The sequence below is a fragment of the Paenibacillus sp. MMO-58 genome (genome assembly GCF_037146255.1).
In the GTDB taxonomy this organism is placed as follows: domain Bacteria; phylum Bacillota; class Bacilli; order Paenibacillales; family Paenibacillaceae; genus Pristimantibacillus.
Genome location: NZ_JBBCVY010000019.1, coordinates 14,517 through 41,156, shown reverse-complemented (window position 1 = coordinate 41,156; position 26,640 = coordinate 14,517). Strand labels below are relative to the sequence as shown.

Below are 26,640 nucleotides of genomic sequence, written 5' to 3'. Positions count from 1 at the left end.
CGCGGAATGCATATTTCTTGCACATTTGACGTATAATGTTTACATTTTGGGCAAAATTACTTGATATGGAACCATCGCGCCGCGCTGCGTTTGGTTGGCTGCCGGAACACGCTCTTTTTTCGAACTATTCGATAAGGGCTTTTCTTTATTTAAAGTAGTGACGCAGTAGATATCGATGCTGTGAGACAGACATGAGGGGTGAGGTTAAGTTGGCAGGACAACTTGTTCAGTATGGTCGGCGCACGCGGAGAAGTTACGCCCGGATCAACGAGGTGCTGGAAGTCCCGAACCTGATTGAAATCCAACAAAAATCGTACGAAAAATTCTTGGATAACGACTTGCTTGAGTTGTTCCAGGATATTTCGCCGATTCAGGACTTTACGGGCAATCTATCGCTTGAGTTTATCGACTATAGCTTGGGCGAACCGAAATATTCGGTCGATGAATCAAAGGAACGCGATGTGACGTACGCTGCTCCACTGCGCGTTAAGGTACGGCTCTTCAACAAAGAAACCGGCGAAGTGAAAGAACAAGAAGTGTTCATGGGCGACTTCCCGCTGATGACAGAGACCGGTACGTTCATTATTAACGGGGCGGAACGTGTTATTGTCAGCCAGTTGGTTCGATCCCCAAGTGTGTACTTCAGCACGAAGGTTGATAAGAACGGGAAGAAAACATACACGGCAACGGTAATTCCGAATCGCGGAGCTTGGCTCGAGCTTGAGACGGATGCTAAGGACATCATTTACGTTCGTATTGACCGGACCCGGAAAATACCGGTGACGGTGCTTTTGCGCGCTCTTGGCTTCGGAACCGACGCTGAGATCTTAGAATTGCTCGGCCATGACGAGTATATTCGCAACACGCTGGATAAAGACAACACAGATTCGACGGAGAAAGCGTTAATTGAAATCTATGAGCGCCTTCGTCCAGGCGAACCGCCTACTTTGGACAATGCGAAGAGCTTGCTTGTTGCTCGTTTCTTTGATCCAAAACGTTACGACCTGGCTAACGTCGGCCGTTACAAAATAAACAAAAAGCTTCACATTAAGAACCGTCTGTTTAATCAACGTCTCGCTGAGACGCTGGTCGATCCAGGTACGGGCGAGATCATCGCGGAAGCAGGTCAAATGATTGACCGCCGTCTGCTGGATGAGATTCTCGACAAGCTGGAGAAAAACGTCGGTTTCAAAACGTACCATGTTGCTAATGGTGTGCTGGATGCGGATAGCATTCCGCTTCAAGCGATCAGCGTGTATTCGCCGCTTGATGACGCGAAGGTTATCAAAGTCATCTCTAATGGCGTCATTGATAAATCCGTTAAGCATATTACGCCGGCGGACATCATTTCGTCCATCAACTATTTCATTAACCTCCTTCACGGAGTAGGCAATACGGACGATATCGACCATCTCGGTAACCGTCGTCTGCGTTCTGTAGGCGAATTGCTTCAGAACCAATTCCGTATCGGTCTATCCCGTATGGAACGCGTTGTTCGCGAAAGAATGTCGATTCAAGATGCTAACGCAATTACGCCGCAAGCCTTGATTAACATTCGCCCTGTAATCGCATCGATTAAAGAGTTCTTCGGTTCCTCGCAGCTGTCACAGTTTATGGACCAAACGAACCCGCTGGCAGAATTGACGCACAAACGTCGTTTGTCTGCTCTCGGTCCAGGTGGTTTGACGCGTGAGCGCGCAGGCTTCGAAGTACGGGACGTCCATCACTCCCACTACGGGCGTATGTGTCCAATCGAAACGCCAGAGGGTCCGAACATCGGTCTGATCAACTCTTTGTCGACGTTTGCCCGCATTAACGAGTATGGCTTCATCGAAGCCCCTTACCGTTGGGTAGATCCGAAGACAGGCATCGTTACCGAGCAAATCTCGTATTTGACGGCTGACGAAGAAGATAACTACGTTGTCGCGCAAGCGAACGCGAAGTTGACCGAAGAAGGCAAATTTGTCGATGACAGTGTCATCGTACGTTACAATAAGCAAGCAGATAACATCTTGACCATGCCAAGCGAACGCGTTGACTACATGGACGTATCGCCTAAGCAGGTCGTGTCGGTTGCGACAGCGCTCATTCCGTTCCTGGAAAATGACGACTCCAACCGTGCGCTCATGGGATCCAACATGCAGCGGCAGGCCGTTCCACTCCTTATTCCTAAAGCACCTCTTGTTGGTACTGGTATGGAGCACAAATCGGCTAAAGACTCCGGTGTATGTATTGTATCCAAGTATGACGGTGTTATTGAACGAGTTTCGGCAAATGAAATTTGGCTGCGCCGTACAGAGATGCTGGATGGCAAGCAAGTTGTTGGCGATCTCGTGAAACATAAACTGCATAAGTTTATGCGTTCCAACCAAGGAACATGTATTAACCAACGTCCGCTTGTGCGCAAAGGTGAAGTGATCAAGAAAGGCGATATTCTCGCCGACGGTCCTTCCACGGAGCAAGGCGAATTGGCGCTGGGCCGCAACGTTGTCGTTGCGTTCATGACTTGGGAAGGTTACAACTACGAGGATGCGATTCTTCTTAGCGAGAAGCTTGTGAAAGAGGATGTGTACACTTCCATTCACATTGAAGAATACGAATCCGAGGCACGCGATACGAAGCTTGGACCGGAAGAAATTACGCGCGACATTCCGAATGTCGGCGAAGAAGCGCTGAAAAACCTCGACGAACGCGGCATTATCCGCGTTGGTGCCGAGATCGGCGCCGGCGATATCCTCGTTGGTAAAGTAACTCCTAAAGGCGTTACGGAGCTGACGGCGGAAGAGCGCCTTCTTCACGCGATCTTTGGTGAGAAAGCTCGTGAAGTGCGCGATACATCGCTTCGCGTACCGCATGGTACCGACGGTATCGTCGTAGACGTTAAAGTATTTACCCGCGAGAACGGCGATGAGCTGCCACCAGGCGTGAATCAGCTGGTTCGTGTATATATTGCTCAAAAACGTAAAATTTCCGAAGGCGACAAAATGGCAGGACGCCACGGTAATAAAGGGGTTATCGCCCGCATTATGCCGGAGGAAGATATGCCGTTCTTGCCAGACGGCACGCCAGTTGAAGTCGTGTTGAACCCACTGGGCGTACCATCGCGGATGAATATCGGTCAGGTACTCGAAGTCCATCTGGGTATGGCTTGTAAGCGTCTTGGTCTTCATGCCGCAACGCCGGTATTCGACGGCGCACGCGAGTATGACGTATTCGATACGATGGAAGAGGCCGGCATGCAGCGTAACGGTAAAACGATTCTGTACGATGGACGTACAGGCGAATCGTTTGAACGCGAAGTTACGGTTGGCGTCATGTACATGATCAAACTGGCGCACATGGTCGACGATAAAATCCATGCCCGCTCGACGGGTCCTTACTCTCTCGTTACGCAGCAGCCATTGGGCGGTAAAGCTCAATTCGGCGGCCAGCGCTTCGGTGAGATGGAGGTTTGGGCACTCGAGGCCTATGGCGCAGCCTACACGCTTCAAGAGATTCTTACGGTCAAATCCGACGACGTGGTCGGCCGTGTGAAGACGTACGAATCGATCGTGAAAGGCGAGAACGTTCCGGAGCCAGGCGTTCCAGAATCGTTCAAGGTATTGATCAAAGAGCTTCAGTCCCTTGGTATGGACGTTAAGATCCTCACCGAGAATGAAGAAGAGATCGAAATGAAAGAAATCGATGACGAAGATGACGGAACAAGCGATAAGCTTAACCTCAACTTAGAAGGTGCCGAAGCCGGCGCTGAATAAGCTTTGAATAAAAGGCTGCTCGTCCTTCTTAACCGGAGGGCGTGCAGCCGCCAATTTGTACGACATAGCCATACATGACGAAGGAGGGTTGCTCCTTGTTGGACGTGAACAACTTCGAGTATATGAAAATCGGGCTTGCCTCGCCGGATAAAATTCGTTCTTGGTCCCGCGGAGAAGTCAAAAAACCGGAGACGATCAACTATAGGACGTTAAAACCGGAGAAAGAAGGTCTTTTCTGTGAGAAGATCTTCGGGCCTACAAAAGACTGGGAATGTCATTGCGGCAAATACAAACGCGTTCGTTATAAAGGCGTTGTCTGTGACCGCTGTGGCGTTGAAGTAACTCGCGCTAAAGTACGCCGCGAGCGTATGGGCCATATCGAGCTTGCTGCTCCTGTATCGCATATCTGGTACTTTAAAGGTATTCCAAGCCGTATGGGCCTTGCGCTTGACATGTCGCCTCGTTCGCTTGAGGAGATTATCTATTTTGCATCCTATGTTACAACCGATCCTGGTGATACGCCGCTTGAGAAAAAACAACTGCTGTCGGAGAAAGAATACCGCAGCTACCGTGAAAAATATGGTTATGGCTTCCAAGCGAGCATGGGTGCAGAAGCAGTTAAGAAATTGCTTCAAGACATCGACGTAGAGAAAGAACTGGAACAGCTGAAAGAAGAATTACGCACTGCTCAAGGGCAACGTCGTAATCGTGCGATTAAGCGTCTAGAAGTTATCGAAGCATTCCGTAACTCCGGCAATCAGCCGGAATGGATGATTCTCGATGTGCTTCCGGTTATTCCGCCAGAGCTTCGTCCGATGGTACAGCTGGACGGCGGACGTTTTGCAACGTCTGACCTTAACGACCTGTACCGCCGTGTGATTAACCGTAACAACCGTTTGAAACGTCTGCTTGACCTTGGTGCACCAGACATTATCGTTCAGAATGAGAAGCGTATGCTGCAAGAAGCAGTTGATGCCCTCATCGATAACGGTCGTCGTGGTCGCCCAGTAACAGGCCCAGGTAACCGTCCTTTGAAATCGCTCAGCCATATGCTGAAAGGTAAACAAGGTCGTTTCCGTCAGAACTTGCTCGGTAAACGGGTTGACTACTCTGGTCGTTCCGTTATCGTCGTAGGTCCAAACCTGAAAATGTTCCAATGCGGTCTTCCAAAAGAGATGGCACTGGAGCTGTTCAAGCCTTTCGTAATGAAAGAGCTCGTGAACAAAGGTCTGGCTCATAATATCAAGAGCGCAAAACGCAAAGTTGAACGCGTCAGCCCGGAAGTTTGGGACGTTCTTGAAGAAGTAATCAAGGAGCATCCGGTTCTTCTTAACCGTGCCCCTACGCTTCACCGTCTCGGTATCCAGGCGTTCGAACCAATTCTGGTTGAAGGCCGCGCCATCAAGCTTCATCCGCTCGTATGTACCGCTTATAACGCGGACTTCGACGGTGACCAAATGGCCGTTCACGTACCGCTGTCGGCAGAAGCGCAAGCTGAAGCACGACTCCTGATGCTCGCATCGGGCAACATTTTGAACCCGAAAGACGGCAAGCCTGTTGTTACGCCATCGCAGGATATGGTTCTCGGATCGTACTACTTGACGATGGATAACAAAGAAGCAAAAGGCTCCGGATCGGTGTTCGCTACCGTGAATGAAGCAATCTCCGCGTACCAACGCGGTATTGTATCGCTTCATGCGCGTGTATTTGTGCCTGCGAGAGTGTTGAAGAAAACGATCTTTACGGAGCAGCAACAGAACTCGCTGATTAGTACAACTGTCGGTAAAGTTATTTTCAACGAAATCTTCCCGGAAGATTTTCCTTACATCAACGAGGCTACCAAAGCGAACTTGCTGCAAGGTACACCGGATAAGTATTTCGTCTATGAAAAAGGCAGCGACTTGAACAAAATCATGAATGAGTTGCCAATTGCCGGCGGTGTCGGCAAAGAGTATCTCGGCAACATCATCGGCGAGTGCTTCCGTATCTACCATACAACTTTGACATCTATTATTCTTGACCGGATCAAGCAGCTTGGCTTTACGTACTCCACGCGCGCAGGTATTACTGTTGCGGTAGCGGACGTTGTCGTTCCGGAGGAGAAAGTCGAGATTCTGAAAGAATCGGATGCTAAAGTAGCAGTCGTTATGAATCAGTACCGTCGCGGTCTGATAACGAACGAAGAACGTTATGACCGTGTTATCGAAATTTGGAGCAAATCGAAAGACCAAATTACCGATATCCTCATGAAATCGATGGACCGTTACAATTCCATCATGCTCATGGTGGACTCCAAAGCACGGGGTAACAAATCGCAGATCGCACAGCTCGGCGGTATGCGTGGTCTGATGGCCAACCCATCCGGTCGTATCATCGAGTTGCCAATCAAATCGAACTTCCGTGAAGGCCTTACCGTCCTCGAGTACTTCATCTCGACGCACGGTGCCCGTAAAGGTCTGGCCGATACGGCGCTTCGTACAGCGGACTCGGGTTACTTGACCCGCCGTCTCGTAGACGTTGCGCAGGACGTTATCGTCCGCGAAGACGATTGCGGTACGGATAAAGGCTTTACCGTTAGCAAGATCCAAGACGGCAAAGAGGTTATCGAGGATCTGTACGACCGTATCGAAGGCCGTTACTCGTTCGAAACAATCCGTCATCCGAAAACGGGTGAGGTTATTGTTAAGAAGAGCGAGCTGATCGACTCCGGCAAAGCCGATGCGATTATCGACGCAGGTATCGAGAAACTTCAAATCCGTTCTGTTCTTAGCTGTCGTGCACGTCATGGCGTATGTAAAGTATGCTATGGCCGTAACTTGGCGACCGGCAAGCACGTTGAGATTGGCGAAGCGGTAGGCATTATCGCCGCGCAATCCATCGGTGAACCGGGAACACAGCTGACGATGCGTACATTCCATACCGGCGGCGTTGCCGGCGACGATATTACGCAAGGTTTGCCGCGTATCCAAGAGCTCTTCGAGGCGCGTAATCCGAAAGGTCAAGCGATCATTACGGAGCTCGACGGTGTTGTTAAAGAAATTCGCGAGGCGAAAGACCGCCGCGAAATCGAAGTCCAAGGCGAAGCAGAAACGAAAGTCTATGCAATTACGTATGGCTCGCGTATCCGCGTAACCGAAGGCCAGCAAATCGAAGCAGGCGACGAGCTCACAGACGGTTCGATCGACCCTAAAGATATGCTGCGTATCAAAGGTATCCGTGGCGTTCAAAACTACATTTTGCAAGAAGTACAGCGCGTATACCGTAACCAAGGTGTAGAAATCAACGACAAGCACGTTGAGGTTATGGTTAAGCAAATGCTTCGCAAAATCCGTATCGTTGACGCTGGCGACACTACGCTTCTTCCAGGCGCGTTTGTTGACATCCACGAATACGAAGCAGCTAACCGCGAAGCAATCTTTGCAGGTCTTGAGCCTGCCGTTGCGAAGCCGGTATTGCTTGGTATTACGAAGGCGTCCCTTGAGACAGATTCGTTCTTGTCCGCGGCATCGTTCCAAGAAACGACCCGCGTCCTGACCGATGCTGCTATCAAAGGTAAAGTCGACCAATTGCTTGGTCTGAAAGAGAACGTTATTATCGGTAAGCTGATCCCGGCTGGTACAGGTATGAACCGTTACCGCAGCATCAAGCTGGTAGGCCTAGAAGATGAGCCGGAAGCAACTGCAGAGGGCGAATTGGAATCCGAAGCCGTAACGATCGAATAGGAATCGCATATTGTTGTAATAGATGAGGAGAGCGCGGCATTCGGCAGGGATGGTTGGTCTTCCCTGTTGATGCCCGCTCTTTTACATGTATAATAGTTGAGGGGCCTTACCTTTAACCGTGTAAATGAGATAACCAAAACTTTGCAATTGGACAGGGTGTAATACAGCTTGACACTTCTAGATGTAGGTGTTAATATATCGAAGTGTGCCTAATTGTGTGATCGCTCTACCGCAAAAGGAAAGGTGATATCATGCAGTTTAAGGTTGGCGCGAAACAGACGACTAAGATGCTTGAACAGAGTAAAGCTATCGAAGTCTATGTGGCTCGTGATGCAGATCCGCGGATGAGAGAGAAGGTCGTTCATCTGTGCGAGCGGTTGAGTGTTCCGGTCAAGTGGATAGATACGATGCAAGAACTCGGGGAAACCTGCGGGATTGATGTCGGAGCCGCTATGGCAGCGCTCATACTTGATGAAGAATAAAGTAGACTCCATTTTTGTTAGTGCAGAATTGAAAGATGATGGACTGACAGAAATTTTTATTTGTTCTTTTATGAACCGCCTGGATCTGTGGGCTTAATTAATTGGGTAAAATGTCTTGCCATTAATAAGACATAATCATGGGAAGGGGGTGGCAACATGCCAACAATTAACCAGCTGGTCCGCAAAGGCCGCCAAGCTAAAGTCGTAAAATCGAAATCGCCTGCTTTGCAAAGAGGTTTCAACGCCTTGAAACGTGAAGCAACGAACATCAGCGCTCCGCAAAAACGCGGTGTGTGCACTCGTGTAGGTACTATGACTCCGAAAAAACCAAACTCCGCACTTCGTAAATACGCGCGTGTACGTTTGACTAACCGCGTAGAAGTAACAGCGTACATTCCTGGTATCGGTCATAACCTGCAAGAGCACAGCGTTGTATTGATCCGTGGTGGTCGGGTAAAAGACCTTCCGGGTGTACGTTACCATATCGTTCGCGGCGCATTGGATACTGCGGGTGTAAACAACCGTAACCAATCCCGTTCGAAATACGGTACTAAACGTCCTAAAGTTAAAAAATAATAATAGCAATCTGTTCGGATAAATATTCGGATATTGCGACTAACTAAGAAAGGGGGACTTTCTCATGCCACGCAAAGGTCCTGTTACAAAACGCGACGTATTGCCGGATCCGGTTTACAATAGCAAACTGGTAACCCGCCTTATCAACCGCATCATGATCGACGGTAAACGCGGCGTTGCTCAAACGCTGTTGTATGATGCTTTCACGCTGATCCAAGAACGCACGGGTAAAGATCCAATGGAAGTGTTCGAAGAAGCGTTGAAAAACATCATGCCTGTACTCGAGGTTAAAGCTCGCCGTGTCGGCGGTTCTAACTACCAAGTGCCGATTGAGGTAAAACCTGAACGTCGTACATCGCTTGGTCTCCGTTGGCTCGTGAACTATTCGCGTAACCGCGGTGAAAAAACGATGGAAGAACGTCTGGCAGCTGAAATCATGGACGCATCGAACAACACTGGTGCATCTGTGAAGAAGCGCGAAGATACACACAAAATGGCAGAAGCGAACAAAGCGTTTGCTCACTACCGTTGGTAGGATTTTAACCAAAATGTTTGAGTTTAACTCAAAACACGAGAGGAGACAAATTCATGTCTAGAGAGTTCTCCTTGAATAATACGCGTAACATCGGGATCATGGCGCATATCGATGCTGGTAAAACAACTACCACTGAGCGTATCTTGTTCTATACAGGCCGTACTCATAAAATCGGTGAAGTGCACGAAGGTGCTGCAACGATGGACTGGATGGAGCAAGAGCAAGAGCGCGGTATTACAATTACGTCTGCCGCGACTACTGCTCAATGGAAAGGCAACCGCATTAATATTATCGACACCCCGGGGCACGTTGACTTCACAGTAGAAGTTGAACGTTCCCTGCGCGTATTGGATGGGGCCGTTGGCGTATTCAGTGCCAAAGAAGGCGTTGAGCCACAGTCTGAAACGGTATGGCGCCAAGCTGACCGTTATGGCGTTCCACGGATCGCCTACATCAACAAGATGGACATCATCGGTGCAGACTATCTGAATGTTATTAAAGACATGCGTGATCGTCTGCAAGCTAATGCTGTTGCGATTCAATTGCCGATGGGCGCTGAAAGTGATTTCGTAGGCGTTATCGACATCGTTGAACGTAAAGCATACAAGTACAAAGATGACCTCGGAAGAGATCCTGAAGTTATCGAAATTCCTGCAGAATATGCAGAAAAAGTCGAAGAGCTTCGCACCGATCTGATCGAACGCGTAGCTGAACTGGACGAAGAATTGACTATGAAATATCTGGAAGGCGAAGAAATTACGATTCCAGAAATTAAAGCAGCGCTCCGTAAGGGCGTTTGTGAAGTTAAGATCTTCCCGGTTGTAGCAGGTTCTTCGTACCGCAACAAAGGTGTTCAAATGATGTTGGACGCAGTAGTAGACTACCTCCCATCCCCACTCGACGTACCAGCTATCAAAGGTACACTCGAAGACGGCGAAGAGTCGGTACGTCATTCTTCTGACGAAGAGCCGTTCGCGGCACTCGCGTTCAAAATCATGACTGACCCTTACGTTGGTAAATTGACGTTCTTCCGTGTATACTCGGGTATCCTGAAATCCGGTTCGTACGTTCTTAACGCAACTAAGAACAAACGTGAGCGGATCGGTCGTATCCTGCAGATGCATGCGAACAGCCGTCAAGAGATTTCGGAAGTTTACTCCGGCGACATCGCTGCTGCAGTAGGTCTGAAAGATACCATCACAGGCGACACACTGTGCGACGAGAAGAACCCGATCATTCTTGAATCGATGAACTTCCCTGAGCCAGTTATCTCGGTAGCTATCGAACCAAAAACGAAAGCTGACCAAGACAAGCTTGGTATCGCAATCTCCAAACTGGCTGAAGAAGATCCAACGTTCCGTGCTCACACAGACGAAGAAACGAACCAAACGATCATTTCGGGTATGGGTGAGCTTCACCTTGAAATCCTGGTTGACCGTATGCTTCGCGAATTCAAAGTTGAGACTAACGTTGGTAAACCTCAAGTAGCTTACCGCGAAACATTCCGTTCTGCGGCTAAGGTTGAAGGTAAATTCGTTCGTCAGTCCGGCGGTAAAGGTCAATATGGCCATTGTTGGGTTGAATTCACTCCGCAAGAGCCAGGTCAAGGCTTCGTATTCGAGAATAAAGTTGTTGGTGGATCGATTCCTCGTGAATTTATCGCTCCTATCCAAGCAGGTATCGAAGAGTCGATGAAGAACGGCGTACTCGCTGGCTTCCCGCTCGTTGATGTTAAAGCAACTGTATTCGACGGATCGTACCATGACGTTGACTCCTCGGAGATGGCGTTCAAAATCGCTGGTTCCATGGCGCTTAAAGCTGCTAAGGAAAAATGTAACCCAGTTCTTCTTGAGCCAATCATGAAGGTTGAAGTTACAGTACCAGAAGAGTACATGGGCGACGTTATGGGCATGCTGAACTCCCGTCGCGGTCGTATCGAAGGTATGGATACTCGTGCAGGCGCACAAATCATCCGTGCTAAGGTACCTCTTGCAGAGATGTTCGGATACTCCACAACTCTTCGTTCCGGTACGCAAGGCCGTGGCGTATTCTCCATGGAGCTCTCGCACTATGAAGAAGTACCACGTTCGATCTCCGAAGAGATCATCGCTAAAAACAAAGGCGCTTAATTATTAAGCCCTTAAATTCATACCTTTGGTATGCAAGGCCGGGCACAAATACCTTAAGGCATTTGTGTTTGGCCCACACATAAAACTTCAGTTATATTAAGGAGGATTAAGTTCAATGGCAAAGGCTAAATTTGAACGTAATAAACCGCACGTAAATATCGGTACTATCGGTCACGTCGACCATGGTAAAACTACTTTGACAGCTGCTATCACTACTGTACTTTCCAAAAAATACGGTGGCGCGGCAATCGCTTTCGACCAAATCGACAAAGCTCCTGAAGAGCGCGAGCGCGGTATCACGATCTCGACAGCTCACGTTGAGTATGAGACTCCTAACCGTCACTATGCTCACGTTGACTGCCCAGGTCACGCCGACTACGTTAAAAACATGATCACTGGTGCTGCTCAAATGGACGGCGCTATCCTGGTTGTATCCGCAGCTGACGGCCCTATGCCGCAAACTCGCGAGCACATCCTTCTGTCCCGTCAAGTAGGCGTACCTTACATCGTTGTATTCCTGAACAAATGCGACATGGTTGAAGACGAAGAGCTTCTTGAACTGGTTGAGATGGAAGTTCGCGACCTTCTTAACGAGTATGAGTTCCCAGGCGACGACACTCCAATCATCCGTGGTGCAGCTCGTGAAGCTCTGCAAAACCCAGATGGTCCTTGGGCTGACAAAATCGTTGAACTGTTCGAACAAGTTGACACTTACATCCCAACTCCTGAGCGCGACACAGCTAAGCCTTTCCTGATGCCTGTCGAGGACGTATTCACAATCACTGGCCGCGGTACAGTTGCTACTGGCCGTATCGACCGTGGTGTGGTTAAAGTTGGCGACGAGATCGAAATCGTTGGTCTGGCTGAAGAAACTCGCAAATCCGTTGTTACGGGCGTAGAAATGTTCCGTAAACTGATGGATTCCGCTCAAGCGGGCGACAACATCGGCGCACTGCTTCGTGGTGTAGACCGTAAAGATATCGAGCGTGGTCAAGTACTGGCTAAACCGGCTTCGGTTAAACCACACACTAACTTCACTGCTCAAATCTACGTTCTGACTAAAGAAGAGGGTGGCCGTCATAAGCCTTTCTTCACTGGTTACCGTCCACAATTCTATTTCCGTACAACTGACGTAACAGGTATCATCAACCTGCCTGAAGGTACTGAAATGGTAATGCCTGGCGACAACATCACAGTTACTGTAGAACTGATCGCTCCAATCGCGGTTGAAGAAGGAACTCGTTTCTCCATCCGTGAAGGCGGCCGTACTGTAGGCGCTGGCGCTGTTGCAACTATCCAAAAATAATAAGGTGCGGCTTTAGCCGCGCTTTATGAAACCCTCTGCCTCTGGCAGAGGGTTTTTTAATTTCCAGATAAAACCCACCATTGACGTATATCTTTACATGCCATTAGAATTAATGGATAAGCGTCTATCGACGTTATTCGAAGAATTCAGACAAATATTCGGGAGGGGCAATCTAGAAATGAAAAAGAAATGGTTGGTACCGCTTGCTTTAGTACTTTTGCTCGTTACAGCAGCATGTGGGAACAGTGGTAAAAGCAACGAGAACACTGGCTCCGGCAATACTGCAGACGCAGGTAATTCGGACGCGAAGAAATCGTACAAGATCTCGATTTCTCAGATCGTTGAGCATCCTTCGCTTGACGCAACAAAAGAAGGTTTTCTTGCAGCATTGAAGGATGCCGGTTTTGTTGAAGGGCAAAACTTGAGCGTAGATTTCAATACAGCACAAGGCGATCAAACGAATAACTTGTCGATCGCACAAAAAATCGCAGGTGCAAAAGCCGATCTGGCACTTGGTATCGCAACACCATCCGCACAAGCACTTGTACAAGCTTATACGAATGCCGGCAATAAAGGTCCAGTATTGTTCGCTGCCGTAACGGATCCGCTTTCCGCTGATCTGGTTTCTGACCTCGATGCTCCAGGCGGCAACGTAACGGGTGCTTCCGATACGAATCCTGATGCAGCTGTTCAACTGATGGATTTTATCGCAGCTAACTTCCCTAACGTGAAGAAGGTTGGTTTGGTCATTAACAAAGGCGAAAGCAATGCGGTTGTTATGGCTGCTACTGCTAAAGAAGCACTTGCTAAGCACAACATCGAGCTGATTGAAGCACCGGTTACAAACACTTCCGAAGTAAAACAAGCCGGTGAATCGCTTATCGGTAAAGTAGATGCTATGTACATCACGCTTGATAACGTTGTTGTATCCGGTGTAGACGCACTTCTGCAATTGGCGAAGCAAAACCATATTCCGTTCTTCTCTAGTGACCGCGATACGGTTGAGAAAGGCGCTTTTGCTACTGTAGGCTTTAAATATTACGATCATGGCTACCAAGTAGGCCAAATGGCCGCTGAAATACTGAAGGGTAAAAATCCGGGCGAGATGAAAGTAACGAAACCGGACAAGCTCGACCTGATTCTTAACCTCAAGGCAGCTGCCGATGAAGGTATTACAGTTACCGATGCTATGAAATCCGGAGTTAAAGATCCGGACAACAATATCATTCAATAACATGTTGAGAACGGGGTAAACGCTCCCTTGCGTTCATCCCGTTCTCTTATTATGTGGAGGAGGTGCCCCGGTGCCAGTATGGTTAAATGGTGCTTTTGAGCTAGGTTTGCTTTATTCCTTAATGGCTCTAGGCGTTTATATTACATTTCGCATCCTTGATTTTCCCGATCTCACGGTTGATGCAAGCTTCACAACCGGAGCAGGGGTAGCAGCAGTTCTGATTACGAACGGCACTTCGCCATGGCTCGCATGCCTTGCGGCATTTGGCGCCGGAGCTGCCGCAGGTGCAATTACGGGCTTGCTGCACACGAAAGGAAAAATCAACGGATTATTATCCGGTATTTTGATGATGATCGCGCTCTATTCCGTTAATATGCGGATTATGGGCAAGCCGAACATCGGACTTATGGGATCGGACATCTCGACTGTGTTTTCGGGAGTTAAGGTTCTTGTGCTCATGCCGATTGTCGTTGTTATTATTAAACTTCTGCTTGATCTGTTCTTCAAGACGGATCTTGGTTTGAGTCTTCGGGCAACGGGTGACAACGAGCGCATGATCCGTAGCTTTGGCACGAATACCGATACAACTAAGATTATGGGTATTGCGTTATCGAACGGCCTGGTTGCTTTGTCGGGTTCCTTTGTTGCTCAACAAAGCGGATTTGCCGATATTACGATGGGTGTGGGGATGATCGTTATTGGTCTCGCCTCGGTCATTATCGGTGAGGCGCTGTTTGGCGCGAAAACTGTATTTCGTGCGACACTGGCCGTTGTACTGGGCTCAATCGTCTATCGCATTATTATCGGTCTTGCTTATCAAAGCGATTTCTTCGAGGCATCCGATCTTAAATTGATTACGGCGGTTATCGTTATTATCGCGCTTGTCTTCCCGTCTTTGCAGAAATCGTGGAAACAAAAGAGAATGGCCCAAAAACGCACGGCGGCTCTTTTGAATAGCGTTGAACAAAAAGGGGGCGGACGCTGATGCTGGAAATATCCAAAGTATCAAAGCTTTTTAACCCGGGGACATTAGATGAAAAGACGGCCCTTGTGAATACGAACCTGGCGATGAAGCCCGGAGACTTTATTACGGTTATCGGCAGTAACGGCGCCGGCAAGTCGACGCTGATGAATATCATCTCCGGCGTAATGAAGCCGGATACCGGCGAGGTCCGGATCGAGGGCAAAAATATTAGCAATCTGCCTGAGTTCCGCAGAAGCAAGTGGATTGGCCGCGTATTTCAGGATCCGATGGCCGGTACTGCCCCGCGAATGTCTATTGAAGAGAATCTGGCGATGGCCTATACACGCGGGAAGCAGCGTGGTTTCTCGCTTAGCATCAACCGTGGACGCCGCGCGATTTTCCGGGAGCAGCTTTCCCGTCTGGGCATTGGACTCGAGAATCGCTTGAGCGCTAAGGTAGGCCTTCTGTCCGGCGGCGAGCGTCAAGCGCTTAGCCTTCTGATGGCTACTTTTACGAAACCTCAGATTCTTCTGCTTGATGAACATACGGCAGCCCTTGACCCGGCTCGTGCGGAGCTCATCACAACGCTGACCGAGACGCTTGTGCGCGAAATGAATCTGACTACCTTGATGGTTACTCACAACATGGAACAGGCGATTCGTCTCGGCAACCGGTTAATCATGATGGATAAAGGCAGAATCATACTCGAAGTCAATGAAGACCGGAAGAAAGATCTGACCGTAGAACGCTTGCTAGGCGAATTCGAACAGATCAGCGGCAAAAAGATGGCCGACGACCGTGTCGTTCTTGGCTAATCGCACTAATAGAAGAAACGCAATAGCGAAATTCGCTGTTGCGTTTCTTCTATTATATAGAAGCTATTTTCAGGTCAAAAATGGATTTGAGAGTTTGTACATAATCGTGTATTATAGGCGAAGTGGAAAACACGGTTCGTCCAGGCGGCGGACGCGGGAAAGTCGAACATAAATCGTTGTTGCACCAAGCTGAGTAAAGATAGGAAAAGACATAACTTTTCCCTTGCATTTGCCCAGCTGTTTCGGTATAATATTGACTGTTGGTCTGTGACGTTGCGATGATGTGAGAGGTTGCCGACACACCCGGCCCCTTTGCCATGGGGCATGTGCCGGGTTTTCTCACGGAGTATGTCCGATAAGAAATTGGGCGATAGAAGGAGGGACTTATATGGCAAAGCAAAAGATTCGTATTCGCTTGAAAGCATACGATCACAGAATTCTTGATCAATCCGCTGAGAAAATCGTGGAAACAGCAAAACGTTCCGGTGCAGGCGTATCCGGGCCGATTCCGCTTCCTACGGAAAAGCAAATCATCACTATTCTCCGTGCGGTGCACAAGTACAAGGATTCCCGGGAGCAATTCGAAATGCGTACACATAAACGCTTGATCGATATTGTTAACCCAACGCCGCAAACGGTTGATGCGTTGATGCGCCTGGATTTACCATCCGGTGTAGATATCGAAATCAAACTGTAATAAGCATAGCTGATCATTGAAAGGAAAAGAGGTGTCAACATGAAAGGTATCTTAGGGAAAAAACTTGGTATGACGCAAGTGTTTACCGCTGAAGGTAATGTCGTTCCTGTAACGGTTATCGAAGCTGGTCCTTGTGTAGTTCTCCAGAAGAAAGATCAAGAGAACGATGGTTATGAAGCCGTACAATTCGGTTTCTCCGATAAGAAAGAAGCTAGAGCGATCAAGCCGGAAATCGGCCACGCAAAGAAAGCTAACACAGCTCCTAAGCGCTACGTTCGTGAAATTCGCGGTATCAACTTGGGCGAATATGAAGTTGGCCAAGAAGTTAAGGCTGATTTGTTCGCAGAAGGCGAGTTTGTTGACGTAACAGGTATTTCGAAAGGTAAAGGCTTTGCCGGCGTTATCAAACGTTGGGGACAAAGCACGGGCCCAATGGCTCACGGTTCCCGTTACCATCGTGGTCCTGGTTCCATGGGTTCGATTCAAGCGAACCGCGTACCAAAAGGCAAACACCTTCCTGGTCACATGGGTCATGAGACAGTTACGATCCAAAAACTCGAAATTATCCGTGTAGACGCTGAACGCAATGTGATCCTTGTTAAAGGCTCCATTCCAGGTCCTAAAAACGGTTTCGTTAAAGTGAAACAAACAGTTAAGAACTAATTGCTTACAAGAAAGGAGGAACAAGAAATGCCTAAAGTTACAGTATTTAACGTGAGTGGCTCTGAAGTTGGTGAAATCGAATTGGCGGACAGCGTATTCGGTATCGAGCCTAACTCTCATGTACTGCATAGCGCTGTATTGCTTCAGCAAGCTGCTGAGCGTGCAGGTACGCACAAAACAAAAGGACGCTCCGAAGTACGCGGCGGCGGTCGTAAGCCTTGGAAACAAAAAGGTACTGGCCGTGCTCGTCAAGGTAGCATTCGTTCGCCACAATGGGTTGGCGGCGGTACAGTATTTGGACCGACTCCGCGCTCTTATGGCTTTAAACTTCCTAAGAAGGTTCGCCGTCTGGCGATTAAATCCGCATTGTCTTCCAAAGTGATCGCTAACGAGATCGTCGTTCTTGATCAATTGACATTCGCGGCTCCTAAAACGAAGGAATTCGCAGCAATCTTGAACAACCTGAAAGCTGATCGCAAAGCACTTGTTGTTTTGCCGGCTTATGATGACAATGTAGCATTGTCTGCTCGCAATATCCCAGGCGTGAAATTCGTCGCTGCTGACGGCATTAATGTTCTGGACGTATTGGTGCATGACAAGCTCATCATCACGAAAGAAGCGGTAGAGAAAGTACAGGAGGTGTTTGCATAATGAAAAATCCTCGCGATATTATCAAACGCCCTGTTATTACGGAGCGCACTAGCGACTTCATGGCGGTTAAACGCTACGTATTCGAAGTTGACCTTCGTGCGAACAAAACCGAAATTAAAGATGCTATCGAGCAGATCTTTAAAGTAAAAGTAACGAGCGTTAATACAATGCGTGTTGCAGGTAAGCCGAAGCGTTACGGTAAGTACAACGGCTACCGTCCTGATTGGAAAAAAGCAATCGTTCAGCTGAGCGCTGACAGCAAAGAGCTTGAGTTCTTTGAAACGTCTGTATAGAAAAGGAGGGAAACACAGTGCCAATCAAAAAGTATAAACCGACGTCCCCGGCTCGTCGTAACATGTCCGTTTCGACTTTTGAAGAGATCACAACAAGCACTCCGGAGAAATCCTTGCTTGCTCCGCTTTTCAAAAAAGCTGGTCGTAATAACCAAGGTAAAATTACAGTTCGTCACCATGGCGGCGGACATAAACGTAAATACCGTATCATCGACTTCAAACGTACAAAAGATGGTGTTGTAGGTAAAGTTGCTTCGATCGAATACGATCCGAACCGTACTTCCAACATCGCTCTGATCAACTACGTTGATGGTGAGAAAGCTTACATCATCGCACCTAAAGGTCTGAAAGTCGGCGATCAAGTTGTTTCCGGTCCTGATGCTGACATCAAAATCGGTAACGCTTTGCCACTTATCAACATTCCAGTGGGTACAGTTATCCACAACATCGAACTGAAACCAGGCAAAGGCGGACAATTGGTTCGCGCGGCTGGTACAGAAGCTCAACTTCTTGGTAAAGAAGGCGACTATGTATCCATCCGTCTGTCCTCCGGCGAAGTTCGTCGTATCCTGAGCACTTGCCGTGCAACAATCGGTTCCGTTGGCAACGAAGATCACGAACTCGTGAAAATCGGTAAAGCCGGCCGTTCCCGTTGGATGGGCAAACGTCCTGAAGTTCGCGGCGTAGTAATGAACCCGAACGATCACCCACACGGTGGTGGTGAAGGCCGTGCTCCAATCGGTCGTAAATCCCCTATGTCTCCTTGGGGCAAACCGACTCTTGGTTACAAAACACGCAAGAAGAAAAAAGCATCGAGCCAATATATTATTCGTCGTCGTACGAAGTAATAATCGCTTGTTTGCAAGCAGCGTGACCGATGGTCGCGCTACGTTTCCGCGAAGGGAGGACTCCAAATGGGTCGCAGTTTGAAAAAAGGTCCGTTTATTGACGGCCACCTGCTCAAAAAGGTCGAGGAATTGAACGAAACGAACAAGAAAGTCGTTATCAAGACTTGGTCCCGTCGCTCGACAATTTTCCCACAGTTCATCGGTCACACCATTGCAGTCTATGACGGCCGCAAGCATGTACCGGTTTATGTAACGGAAGATATGGTTGGACACAAGTTCGGTGAGTTTGCACCGACTCGTACCTACAAAGGCCATGACGATGACAAGAAAACAGGTAAGAGATAATCTGCCTGAATTATTTTTTAATGTATGAGAGGAGGTTCATCCATGCCAGAAGCTAAAGCGCACGCTAATTTCGTACGCATTGCTCCTCGTAAAGCACAGCTGGTTGCGGACTTGATCCGTGGCAAGCAAGTAGGTGAAGCGATCGCAATTTTGCGTCATACACCGAAATCTGCTTCCCCAATCCTGGAGAAGTTGCTGAACTCTGCTATTGCTAACGCTGAGCATAACTACCAATTGGACGTGAACAAACTGGTTATCACGCAAGCATTCGTGAACCAAGGTCCGACAATGAAACGTTTCCGCCCTCGTGCAATGGGACGCGCAAGCCGGATCAATAAAAGAACCAGCCACATCACATTGGTTGTATCTGAAAAATAAGGAGGGATAACGTGTGGGTCAAAAGGTAAATCCGGTCGGTCTTCGTATCGGGATTATCCGTGATTGGGAATCCAAATGGTACGCTGGCAAAGACTTCGGCGATCTTCTGTTAGAAGACGTGAAAATTCGTGAATACCTGAAGAACAAACTGAAGGATGCAGCAGTATCCCACATCGAGATCGAGCGCGCGGCTAACCGCGTTAACGTAACGATTAACACTGCTAAGCCAGGCATGGTTATCGGCAAAGGCGGTTCTGAAGTAGAAAGCCTTCGCACGGAGCTTGGCAAAATCACTAAAGGCAAAAAAGTTCACATTAATATTTCCGAAATCAAACAAGCAGATCTGGACGCTATTCTTGTAGCTGAAAGCATCGCGCAACAACTGGAGCGTCGTGTTTCTTTCCGTCGTGCTTTGAAACAAGCGATCCAACGTTCGATGCGTGCAGGCGCTAAAGGGATTAAGACTGCTGTCAGCGGTCGTCTCGGCGGTGCTGAAATTGCTCGTTCGGAAGGCTACAGCGAAGGTACAGTACCGCTTCATACACTGCGCGCAGACATCGACTACGGCACAGCTGAAGCACATACAACTTACGGCCGTATCGGCGTAAAAGTATGGATCTATCGCGGCGAAGTCCTTCCAGCTAAGAAGAAAGCTCCCCAGGAAGGAGGCAACTAATCATGTTGGTACCTAAACGTGTCAAACACCGTAAGCAACAACGCGGAAATATGAGAGGTCGCGCTAAAGGCGGCACTGAAGTAGCTTTCGGCGAATACGGCTTGCAAGCTCTTGAACCAACTTGGATTACGAACCGTCAAATTGAAGCGGCTCGTATCGCAATGACTCGTTATATCAAGCGTGGCGGTAAAGTGTGGATTAAAATCTTCCCACATAAACCGATCACTCAAAAGCCTCTCGAAGTTCGGATGGGTAGCGGTAAAGGTAACGTTGAAAAATGGGTTGCAGTCGTGAAACCAGGCAAGATCATGTTCGAACTCGCTGGTGTTTCCGAAGAAGTCGCTCGTGAAGCGATGCGCCTCGCGTCCCACAAACTGCCGATCAAAACGAAGTTCGTGAAACGCGAAGAAGTAGGTGGTGAAGCAAATGAAAGCTAGTGAATTTCGCAACCTAACCTCTGCTGAGATTGAACAAAAAATCGCTGGTTTTAAAGAAGAGCTTTTCAACCTTCGTTTCCAACTGGCTACTGGCCAACTGGAAAGCCCGACACGTATTCGTGACGTGCGTAAGAATATCGCTCGCGCTAAAACCATTTTGCATGAAAGACAACTCGGTATCAGCAGCTAATATAGCTGTCCTTGACTTAGGGTTACCACGGTTTAAGGAAGGAGGAAGAACATGAGCGAACGTAATGCCCGCAAAGTTCAAATCGGTAAAGTCGTTAGCGATAAAATGGACAAAACAATCGTTGTTGCTGTTGAAACATACAAAAAACACGATTTGTACCATAAACGCATCAAATACACGAAAAAGTTCAAAGCGCATGATGAGAACAATCAAGCGAAAATTGGCGATGTCGTGAAAATCATGGAGACTCGTCCACTTTCGAAAGACAAACGCTTCAGATTGGTAGAAGTTGTTGAAGTGGCAGTTGTCCTTTAAGATGTTATAATCAGTGAATGAGCATTTTCCCGGAAGGAGGACGTTGAGATGATTCAACCATTTACTCGTTTGCGTGTTGCTGACAACTCCGGAGCTAAAGAACTGATGTGTATTCGTGTTCTTGGCGGTACTGGCCGTCGCGTAGGCGCTATCGGTGACCTGATCGTGTGCTCTGTAAAACAAGCAACACCAGGCGGCGTTGTCAAAAAAGGTGACGTTGTTAAAGCTGTTATCGTTCGTACGAAGCGTGCAGTTCGTCGTAAAGACGGTTCTTACATCGCATTCGATGAGAACGCAGCTGTAATCGTTAAAGAAGATAAGAGCCCGCGCGGTACTCGTATTTTTGGACCTGTTGCCCGTGAGCTTCGCGATAAAGATTTCATGAAAATCGTATCGCTTGCACCAGAGGTTATCTAAGACAAATGCCCTGTGCTTAACAGGGATCGCGATATAGCCTGAAAGCTTAGTGAGCAGGAGGTGTAATCAATGCCAAGACTGAAAAAGATTCTTGAATCGCACAACAACAAGCTTCACGTTAAAAAAGACGACACGGTTATCGTCATTTCCGGTAAGGATAAAGGCAAAAAAGGCCGTGTAATCGCTGCGTATCCGCGTGAAAACCGCGTACTCGTAGAAGGCGTGAACTTTGTTAAGAAGCACACTCGTCCGTCCCAAGTGAACCCACAAGGCGGAATTATCGAGCAAGAAGCTCCAATTCACGTTTCCAACGTGATGCACATTGATCCGAAGAGCGGTAAAGTTACTCGTATCGGATACAAAGTGCTGGACAACGGCAAAAAAGTCCGGTTCGCAAAACGTTCCGGCGAAGTGATCGACTAATCGTTACTGTAGGAAAGGAGGTCCATAAATAATGGCAGCAAGATTGAAAGATAAATTTCTTAACGAAATTACGCCTGCATTGATGCAGAAGTTTAACTATACGACTGTAATGCAAGTGCCGAAGATCGAGAAGGTTGTCATCAACATGGGTGTTGGCGAAGCGGTTGCTAACTCTAAAGTGCTTGATGTCGCTGTCGACGAGCTTCGTCAAATCTCCGGTCAAAAGCCGGTTGTAACTCGTGCGAAGAAGTCCATCGCGGGCTTTAAACTTCGCGAGAACATGCCAATCGGGGTTAAAGTAACACTGCGCGGCGAGCGCATGTACTACTTCCTTGACAAGCTGTTCAACATCTCGCTTCCACGCGTACGTGACTTCCGCGGTGTATCGACGAAAGCATTCGACGGTCGCGGCAACTATACGCTTGGCCTGAAAGAGCAACTCATCTTCCCAGAGATCGAGTATGATAAAGTTGATAAAGTTCGTGGTATGGACATCGTCATCGTCACGACGGCTAAAACGGACGAAGAATCTCGTGAACTGCTTACCCAAATGGGCATGCCGTTCGCGAAGTAATCCACTTCTAGGAGGTGTAATACCAAGTGGCAAAAACTTCGATGAAAGTGAAGCAACAACGTACACCGAAATTCCAAGTGCGTGCCTATACGCGCTGTGAACGTTGCGGCCGTCCGCACTCTGTTTTGCAAAAGTTTAAAATTTGCCGGATTTGTTTCCGCGAATTAGCATACAAAGGCCAGATTCCTGGCGTTAAAAAAGCAAGCTGGTAATCAGCCTAGTTCGGGAAGGAGGTTAACACAAATGGTTATGTCTGATCCGATTGCAGATATGCTGACACGCATTCGTAATGCGAATGTTGTTCGTCACGAAACCGTGGAATTGCCCGCTTCGAAAGTTAAGAAGCAAATCGCAGAAATTCTGAAACGCGAGGGCTTCATCCGCGATGCTGAATATATCGAAGACAACAAACAAGGGATTATCCGTATTTTCTTGAAATACGGCCCTAACCAAGAGCGCGTTATCACTGGTCTGAAACGTATTTCTAAACCAGGTCTGCGCGTATACACAAAATCGACTGAAATCCCACGCGTTTTGGGTGGTCTGGGAATTGCTATCATTTCCACATCCAAAGGGGTTATGACCGATAAAGAAGCACGCCAAGGCAAAGCAGGCGGCGAAGTCGTTTGCTACGTTTGGTAATTAACTAGTCACAAGATTGGAGGTGTAACAATGTCCCGTATTGGTCGCAAACCGATCACAGTACCAGCTGGCGTAAGCATCAGCCTGGACAACTCGGTTATTACTGTAAAAGGACCGAAAGGATCCCTTTCCCGTGAAATTCACAAGGATATGAAAGTGAACGTTGCGGAGAACGAGATCGTAGTCGAACGTCCTTCCGATAATAAATTGCATCGTTCCTTGCACGGAACAACTCGCAGCGTCATCGCTAACATGGTGAGCGGCGTTACCGAAGGCTTCTCGAAAAACTTGGAGCTGGTAGGCGTAGGTTACCGTGCGAACAAAACTGGCGATAAGATCGTTCTTAACGTTGGTTATTCCCACCCAGTGGAGATTGCACCTGAATCCGGTATTGAGTTCGAAGTTCCTGCGAACACGAAAATCACTGTTCGCGGTATCGACAAAGAGCGCGTAGGCGCTGTTGCTGCTCAAATCCGTTCCGTACGTGAACCAGAGCCTTACAAAGGCAAAGGTATCAAGTATGAAGGCGAACGCATCATCCGCAAAGAAGGTAAAGCTGGTAAGAAGAAATAAGCAGTCTGATTGGGCTGCTTAAAATAGCGGTATAAGGCAGAAGGAAAGGAGTGAACCTTGAATGATTACGAAAGGCGATAAAAACAAGGCTCGTCTGAAAAGACACTTGCGTGTTCGTAAAAAAATCAACGGAACGGTAGCTCGTCCACGTCTCTCGGTATTCCGTTCGGCGAAGCATATCTATGCTCAACTGATCGATGACGTACAAGGCGTAACGCTTGCATCCGCATCCACAGTGGATAAAGAACTGGCAGAAGCAATCGGCAACGGCGGCAGCGTTGAAGCAGCTCGCAAAGTTGGCGAATTGATCGCTAAACGCGCTCAAGCGAAAGGGGTATCCCAAATCGTATTTGACCGTGGTGGTTACTTGTATCATGGCAGAATTCAGGCGCTTGCTGAAGCAGCACGCGAAGCTGGTCTGGAATTCTAGTCGAATTTACTTATAAGGAGGTTAATCGACTTGCGTGTAGATCCAAATACGTTAGAACTAACTGAAAAAGTTGTCCACATCAACCGCGTTGCTAAAGTTGTTAAAGGCGGACGTCGTTTCAGCTTTAGTGCGCTCGTAGTTGTCGGCGACGGCAAAGGCTACGTAGGCGCAGGGATCGGTAAAGCGGGCGAAGTACCTGATGCGATTCGCAAAGGTATTGAAGACGCTAAGAAAAACCTGATCCACGTTCCACTCGTAGGAACAACAATTCCCCATCTTGTAGTTGGACATTTCGGTGCAGGTGAAGTTCTTCTGAAACCGGCATCCAAAGGTACAGGTGTTATCGCCGGCGGTCCTGTTCGTGCAGTACTCGAACTGGCTGGTGTAGGCGATATCCTGACGAAATCGCTTGGTTCTTCGAACTCCATGAACATGGTTAACGCAACGCTTGAAGGTCTTTCCCGCCTGAAGCGCGCGGAAGATGTTGCGAAGCTTCGTGGAAAAACTGTCGAAGAGCTGTTAGGTTAAGGAGGGGAATAGGATGGCAAAATTGCAAATCACCCTCGTTCGCAGTGTGATCGGCCGTAACGAAAAACAACGCGCGACTGTTGAATCCTTCGGTCTGAAGAAAATTCACCAATCCGTTGTTTTGAACGACAGCCCGGCTGTTCGCGGCATGATTAACGCTGTAAGCCACTTGATCAAAGTAGAAGAAGTGTAAGCAACTTGCTTGCTATAAGAAATAAATAAGGAGGTGCAAGAACGATGAAATTGCATGAACTCGCACCAGCACCAGGCTCCACGCAAGTGGCAAAGCGCAAAGGTCGCGGTATTGGCTCCGGTAACGGTAAAACATCTGGTAAGGGTCATAAAGGTCAAAACGCTCGTTCCGGCGGCGGTGTACGCCCTGGTTTCGAGGGTGGCCAAAACCCATTGTACCGTCGTTTGCCGAAACGCGGTTTCAATAACCGTTTCCGCACTGAGTACGCTATCGTTAACATTGAAGAGCTGAACAAATTTGCAGCAGGTTCCGAAGTTACTCCAGAAGTTCTTCTTGAGCAAGGGATCATCAAAAATCCTTTGGCGGGCATTAAGATCTTGGGTAATGGCGAAGTTAAGGTTCAATTGACTGTAAAAGCAAACAAGTTCTCTCAATCTGCGGTAGAGAAAATCCAGGCTGCCGGCGGTAAAACCGAGGTGATCTAATTGTTTAACACCGTGTCCAACATTTGGAAAGTGGCGGATTTGCGCAAGCGGATCCTTTTCACCCTTTTCATACTGCTTGTTTATCGCATCGGAGCTTTTATTCCGGCGCCAGGCGTTGACAAAGATGTATTCAAACAGGTTGACCAATCCGGTGTAAATCTGTTCGGTTTGCTTAACACGTTCTCCGGCGGTGCGTTGTACCACTTCTCCATTTTCGCGATTGGTATCGCGCCATACATTACGGCTTCGATCATCGTACAGCTGTTATCGATGGACGTTATCCCTAAATTCGCGGAATGGGCGAAGGAAGGCGAGAACGGGAAGAAAAAGCTCGCGCAGATTACACGTTACGGCACGGTAATCCTTGGTTTATTGCAAGGTTTTGCAACAGCAATCGGCTTCAATCGTCAATACAGCTATAAGATGGTTCCAAATGCGACATTTGTAGATTACTTGCTCATCGCTCTCGTTCTGACAGCGGGCGTATCATTCCTGATGTGGCTTGGCGAACAAATTACAGAACGCGGTATCGGTAACGGTATCTCGATTCTGATCTTTGCCGCTATTGCAGCAAGCATTCCGCAACATATTCGTACGATCTACTCGACAGAATTCGCAGCGCAAGATGGCAACCTGTTCTGGGGCATTGGCAAAGTTGTACTGATCGCAGTGGCGATTGTACTGATTATTGTAGGGGTAATCTTCGTACAACAAGGTATCCGTAAGATTCCGGTTCAATACGCTAAACGCGTAGTTGGTCGGAAGATGTATGGCGGTCAATCGACTCACATACCAATGAAAGTGAACGGTGCAGGTGTTATTCCGGTCATTTTCGCAATTTCGTTATTGATGTTCCCGGCAACAATCGCTCAGTTCTGGTCTGGTGCCACTTGGGCAGATTGGATCATGCATAACCTGACGTACACACAGCCGCTTGGCATGGTACTGTATGTTCTGCTGATTATCGGGTTCACGTTCTTCTATACATTCGTACAGATCAATCCGGTTCAAATGGCGGATCAGATGAAGAAGAATGGCGGTTACATTCCAGGCATTCGTCCTGGTAAACCAACATCCTCTTATTTGACTCGCGTATTGTCGCGGATTACGCTGACGGGTGCGATTTTCCTGGCCGTTATCTCCTTGTTGCCAGTGGTATTCGGCGAAATCGCCGGATTGCCTGCTTCGGTAAGACTTGGCGGTACCTCGCTTCTTATCGTTATCGGTGTTGCACTTGATACGATGAAGCAAATCGAGAGCCAGTTGATAAAACGCCATTACAAAGGGTTTATCAATAAATAACAATAGGTTCCGACCGGGATTCCGTAACGTCGCAAACGCGATGAACGGAACCCGCACGAGCC

At 48.2% G+C, this 26,640-nt stretch carries 32 protein-coding genes; all 32 read left to right on the top strand.

The genetic code is table 11. The features are described from left to right. The first annotated feature begins 191 nt into the window (after nucleotides 1-191). The 32 genes from rpoB (at nucleotide 192) to secY (ending at nucleotide 26,578) form a co-directional block, all read left to right on the top strand. The gene (gene rpoB / locus WFJ73_RS31210) at nucleotides 192-3,755 is read left to right on the top strand and encodes a DNA-directed RNA polymerase subunit beta (protein WP_127497477.1); all 3,564 of its coding nucleotides are present in this window, start codon (nucleotides 192-194) and stop codon (nucleotides 3,753-3,755) included. A 74-nt stretch (nucleotides 3,756-3,829) separates the two neighbouring features. After that, the gene (gene rpoC, locus WFJ73_RS31205; RefSeq protein WP_442956007.1) at nucleotides 3,830-7,477 is read left to right on the top strand and encodes a DNA-directed RNA polymerase subunit beta'; all 3,648 of its coding nucleotides are present in this window, start codon (nucleotides 3,830-3,832) and stop codon (nucleotides 7,475-7,477) included. Between the two features lie 251 nt (nucleotides 7,478-7,728). After that, a complete protein-coding gene (locus WFJ73_RS31200; RefSeq protein ID WP_127497481.1) occupies nucleotides 7,729-7,959 on the top strand; it encodes a ribosomal L7Ae/L30e/S12e/Gadd45 family protein in 231 nt (76 codons plus the stop codon). Between the two features lie 156 nt (nucleotides 7,960-8,115). Beyond that, a complete protein-coding gene (gene rpsL, locus WFJ73_RS31195) occupies nucleotides 8,116-8,535 on the top strand; it encodes a 30S ribosomal protein S12 (protein ID WP_015847231.1) in 420 nt (139 codons plus the stop codon). A gap of 64 nt (nucleotides 8,536-8,599) precedes the next feature. After that, on the top strand, nucleotides 8,600-9,070 hold the full coding sequence (gene rpsG, locus WFJ73_RS31190; protein WP_015847230.1) for a 30S ribosomal protein S7: 471 nt from the start codon (nucleotides 8,600-8,602) through the stop codon (nucleotides 9,068-9,070). 53 nt (nucleotides 9,071-9,123) lie between these two features. Further along, nucleotides 9,124-11,199 (top strand): elongation factor G, encoded by a 2,076-nt coding sequence (gene fusA, locus WFJ73_RS31185; protein ID WP_336776721.1) that lies wholly within the window; start codon nucleotides 9,124-9,126, stop codon nucleotides 11,197-11,199. 115 nt (nucleotides 11,200-11,314) lie between these two features. Then, nucleotides 11,315-12,505, top strand: a complete 1,191-nt coding sequence (gene tuf / locus WFJ73_RS31180) for an elongation factor Tu (protein ID WP_015847228.1) — start codon at nucleotides 11,315-11,317, stop codon at nucleotides 12,503-12,505. A 178-nt stretch (nucleotides 12,506-12,683) separates the two neighbouring features. Beyond that, a complete protein-coding gene (locus tag WFJ73_RS31175; protein WP_336776720.1) occupies nucleotides 12,684-13,739 on the top strand; it encodes an ABC transporter substrate-binding protein in 1,056 nt (351 codons plus the stop codon). Nucleotides 13,740-13,809: 70 nt separating this feature from the next. Next, nucleotides 13,810-14,724: an ABC transporter permease gene (locus WFJ73_RS31170; RefSeq protein WP_127497490.1), complete on the top strand. Its 915-nt coding sequence runs from the start codon at nucleotides 13,810-13,812 to the stop codon at nucleotides 14,722-14,724. After that, nucleotides 14,724-15,518 carry an ABC transporter ATP-binding protein gene (locus tag WFJ73_RS31165; protein ID WP_015847225.1) on the top strand — a complete coding sequence of 265 codons (795 nt, stop codon included), beginning with the start codon at nucleotides 14,724-14,726 and terminating at the stop codon, nucleotides 15,516-15,518. Before WFJ73_RS31170 ends, WFJ73_RS31165 begins: the two co-directional genes overlap by 1 nt. 388 nt (nucleotides 15,519-15,906) lie before the next feature. Further along, nucleotides 15,907-16,215: a 30S ribosomal protein S10 gene (gene rpsJ, locus WFJ73_RS31160; RefSeq protein WP_005544556.1), complete on the top strand. Its 309-nt coding sequence runs from the start codon at nucleotides 15,907-15,909 to the stop codon at nucleotides 16,213-16,215. A gap of 39 nt (nucleotides 16,216-16,254) precedes the next feature. Then, the gene (rplC, locus tag WFJ73_RS31155; protein ID WP_015847224.1) at nucleotides 16,255-16,878 is read left to right on the top strand and encodes a 50S ribosomal protein L3; all 624 of its coding nucleotides are present in this window, start codon (nucleotides 16,255-16,257) and stop codon (nucleotides 16,876-16,878) included. A 27-nt stretch (nucleotides 16,879-16,905) separates the two neighbouring features. Further along, nucleotides 16,906-17,529, top strand: a complete 624-nt coding sequence (gene rplD, locus WFJ73_RS31150; RefSeq protein ID WP_015847223.1) for a 50S ribosomal protein L4 — start codon at nucleotides 16,906-16,908, stop codon at nucleotides 17,527-17,529. Next, nucleotides 17,529-17,822, top strand: coding sequence for a 50S ribosomal protein L23 (gene rplW, locus WFJ73_RS31145; protein WP_127497493.1), 294 nt, complete (start codon nucleotides 17,529-17,531; stop codon nucleotides 17,820-17,822). The genes rplD and rplW overlap by 1 nt, the downstream gene beginning before the upstream one ends. Nucleotides 17,823-17,839: 17 nt before the next feature. After that, complete coding sequence (gene rplB / locus WFJ73_RS31140) at nucleotides 17,840-18,670, top strand: 50S ribosomal protein L2 (protein ID WP_127497496.1); 831 nt, start codon at nucleotides 17,840-17,842, stop codon at nucleotides 18,668-18,670. A 66-nt stretch (nucleotides 18,671-18,736) separates the two neighbouring features. Beyond that, nucleotides 18,737-19,015, top strand: a complete 279-nt coding sequence (gene rpsS / locus WFJ73_RS31135) for a 30S ribosomal protein S19 (RefSeq protein ID WP_127497498.1) — start codon at nucleotides 18,737-18,739, stop codon at nucleotides 19,013-19,015. A gap of 42 nt (nucleotides 19,016-19,057) precedes the next feature. After that, entirely contained in the window at nucleotides 19,058-19,393 is a 336-nt protein-coding gene (gene rplV, locus WFJ73_RS31130) for a 50S ribosomal protein L22 (RefSeq protein ID WP_015847219.1), read from the top strand. A gap of 13 nt (nucleotides 19,394-19,406) precedes the next feature. Continuing rightward, nucleotides 19,407-20,069: a 30S ribosomal protein S3 gene (gene rpsC, locus WFJ73_RS31125; protein WP_015847218.1), complete on the top strand. Its 663-nt coding sequence runs from the start codon at nucleotides 19,407-19,409 to the stop codon at nucleotides 20,067-20,069. A gap of 2 nt (nucleotides 20,070-20,071) precedes the next feature. Next, nucleotides 20,072-20,506: a 50S ribosomal protein L16 gene (gene rplP / locus WFJ73_RS31120; RefSeq protein ID WP_015847217.1), complete on the top strand. Its 435-nt coding sequence runs from the start codon at nucleotides 20,072-20,074 to the stop codon at nucleotides 20,504-20,506. Continuing rightward, on the top strand, nucleotides 20,496-20,696 hold the full coding sequence (gene rpmC / locus WFJ73_RS31115) for a 50S ribosomal protein L29 (protein ID WP_091190718.1): 201 nt from the start codon (nucleotides 20,496-20,498) through the stop codon (nucleotides 20,694-20,696). Before rplP ends, rpmC begins: the two co-directional genes overlap by 11 nt. Nucleotides 20,697-20,747: 51 nt before the next feature. Beyond that, nucleotides 20,748-21,011: a 30S ribosomal protein S17 gene (rpsQ, locus tag WFJ73_RS31110; RefSeq protein ID WP_336776719.1), complete on the top strand. Its 264-nt coding sequence runs from the start codon at nucleotides 20,748-20,750 to the stop codon at nucleotides 21,009-21,011. A gap of 48 nt (nucleotides 21,012-21,059) precedes the next feature. Next, on the top strand, nucleotides 21,060-21,428 hold the full coding sequence (gene rplN, locus WFJ73_RS31105) for a 50S ribosomal protein L14 (RefSeq protein WP_015847214.1): 369 nt from the start codon (nucleotides 21,060-21,062) through the stop codon (nucleotides 21,426-21,428). Between the two features lie 69 nt (nucleotides 21,429-21,497). Then, nucleotides 21,498-21,851, top strand: coding sequence for a 50S ribosomal protein L24 (gene rplX, locus WFJ73_RS31100; RefSeq protein ID WP_091190720.1), 354 nt, complete (start codon nucleotides 21,498-21,500; stop codon nucleotides 21,849-21,851). Between the two features lie 31 nt (nucleotides 21,852-21,882). Then, a complete protein-coding gene (gene rplE / locus WFJ73_RS31095) occupies nucleotides 21,883-22,425 on the top strand; it encodes a 50S ribosomal protein L5 (protein WP_091190722.1) in 543 nt (180 codons plus the stop codon). A gap of 26 nt (nucleotides 22,426-22,451) precedes the next feature. Then, entirely contained in the window at nucleotides 22,452-22,637 is a 186-nt protein-coding gene (locus tag WFJ73_RS31090; RefSeq protein WP_015847211.1) for a type Z 30S ribosomal protein S14, read from the top strand. 31 nt (nucleotides 22,638-22,668) lie between these two features. Beyond that, a complete protein-coding gene (rpsH, locus tag WFJ73_RS31085; RefSeq protein WP_015847210.1) occupies nucleotides 22,669-23,067 on the top strand; it encodes a 30S ribosomal protein S8 in 399 nt (132 codons plus the stop codon). Between the two features lie 30 nt (nucleotides 23,068-23,097). Further along, nucleotides 23,098-23,640, top strand: a complete 543-nt coding sequence (gene rplF / locus WFJ73_RS31080) for a 50S ribosomal protein L6 (RefSeq protein ID WP_336776718.1) — start codon at nucleotides 23,098-23,100, stop codon at nucleotides 23,638-23,640. Between the two features lie 61 nt (nucleotides 23,641-23,701). Next, nucleotides 23,702-24,070 carry a 50S ribosomal protein L18 gene (gene rplR, locus WFJ73_RS31075; RefSeq protein ID WP_127497502.1) on the top strand — a complete coding sequence of 123 codons (369 nt, stop codon included), beginning with the start codon at nucleotides 23,702-23,704 and terminating at the stop codon, nucleotides 24,068-24,070. A gap of 30 nt (nucleotides 24,071-24,100) precedes the next feature. Next, a complete protein-coding gene (gene rpsE, locus WFJ73_RS31070) occupies nucleotides 24,101-24,598 on the top strand; it encodes a 30S ribosomal protein S5 (protein ID WP_015847207.1) in 498 nt (165 codons plus the stop codon). Between the two features lie 13 nt (nucleotides 24,599-24,611). After that, entirely contained in the window at nucleotides 24,612-24,791 is a 180-nt protein-coding gene (gene rpmD / locus WFJ73_RS31065; RefSeq protein ID WP_015847206.1) for a 50S ribosomal protein L30, read from the top strand. Between the two features lie 44 nt (nucleotides 24,792-24,835). Further along, nucleotides 24,836-25,276, top strand: a complete 441-nt coding sequence (gene rplO / locus WFJ73_RS31060) for a 50S ribosomal protein L15 (protein ID WP_015847205.1) — start codon at nucleotides 24,836-24,838, stop codon at nucleotides 25,274-25,276. Beyond that, a complete protein-coding gene (secY, locus tag WFJ73_RS31055; protein WP_336776717.1) occupies nucleotides 25,277-26,578 on the top strand; it encodes a preprotein translocase subunit SecY in 1,302 nt (433 codons plus the stop codon). Nucleotides 26,579-26,640: the final 62 nt, after the last annotated feature.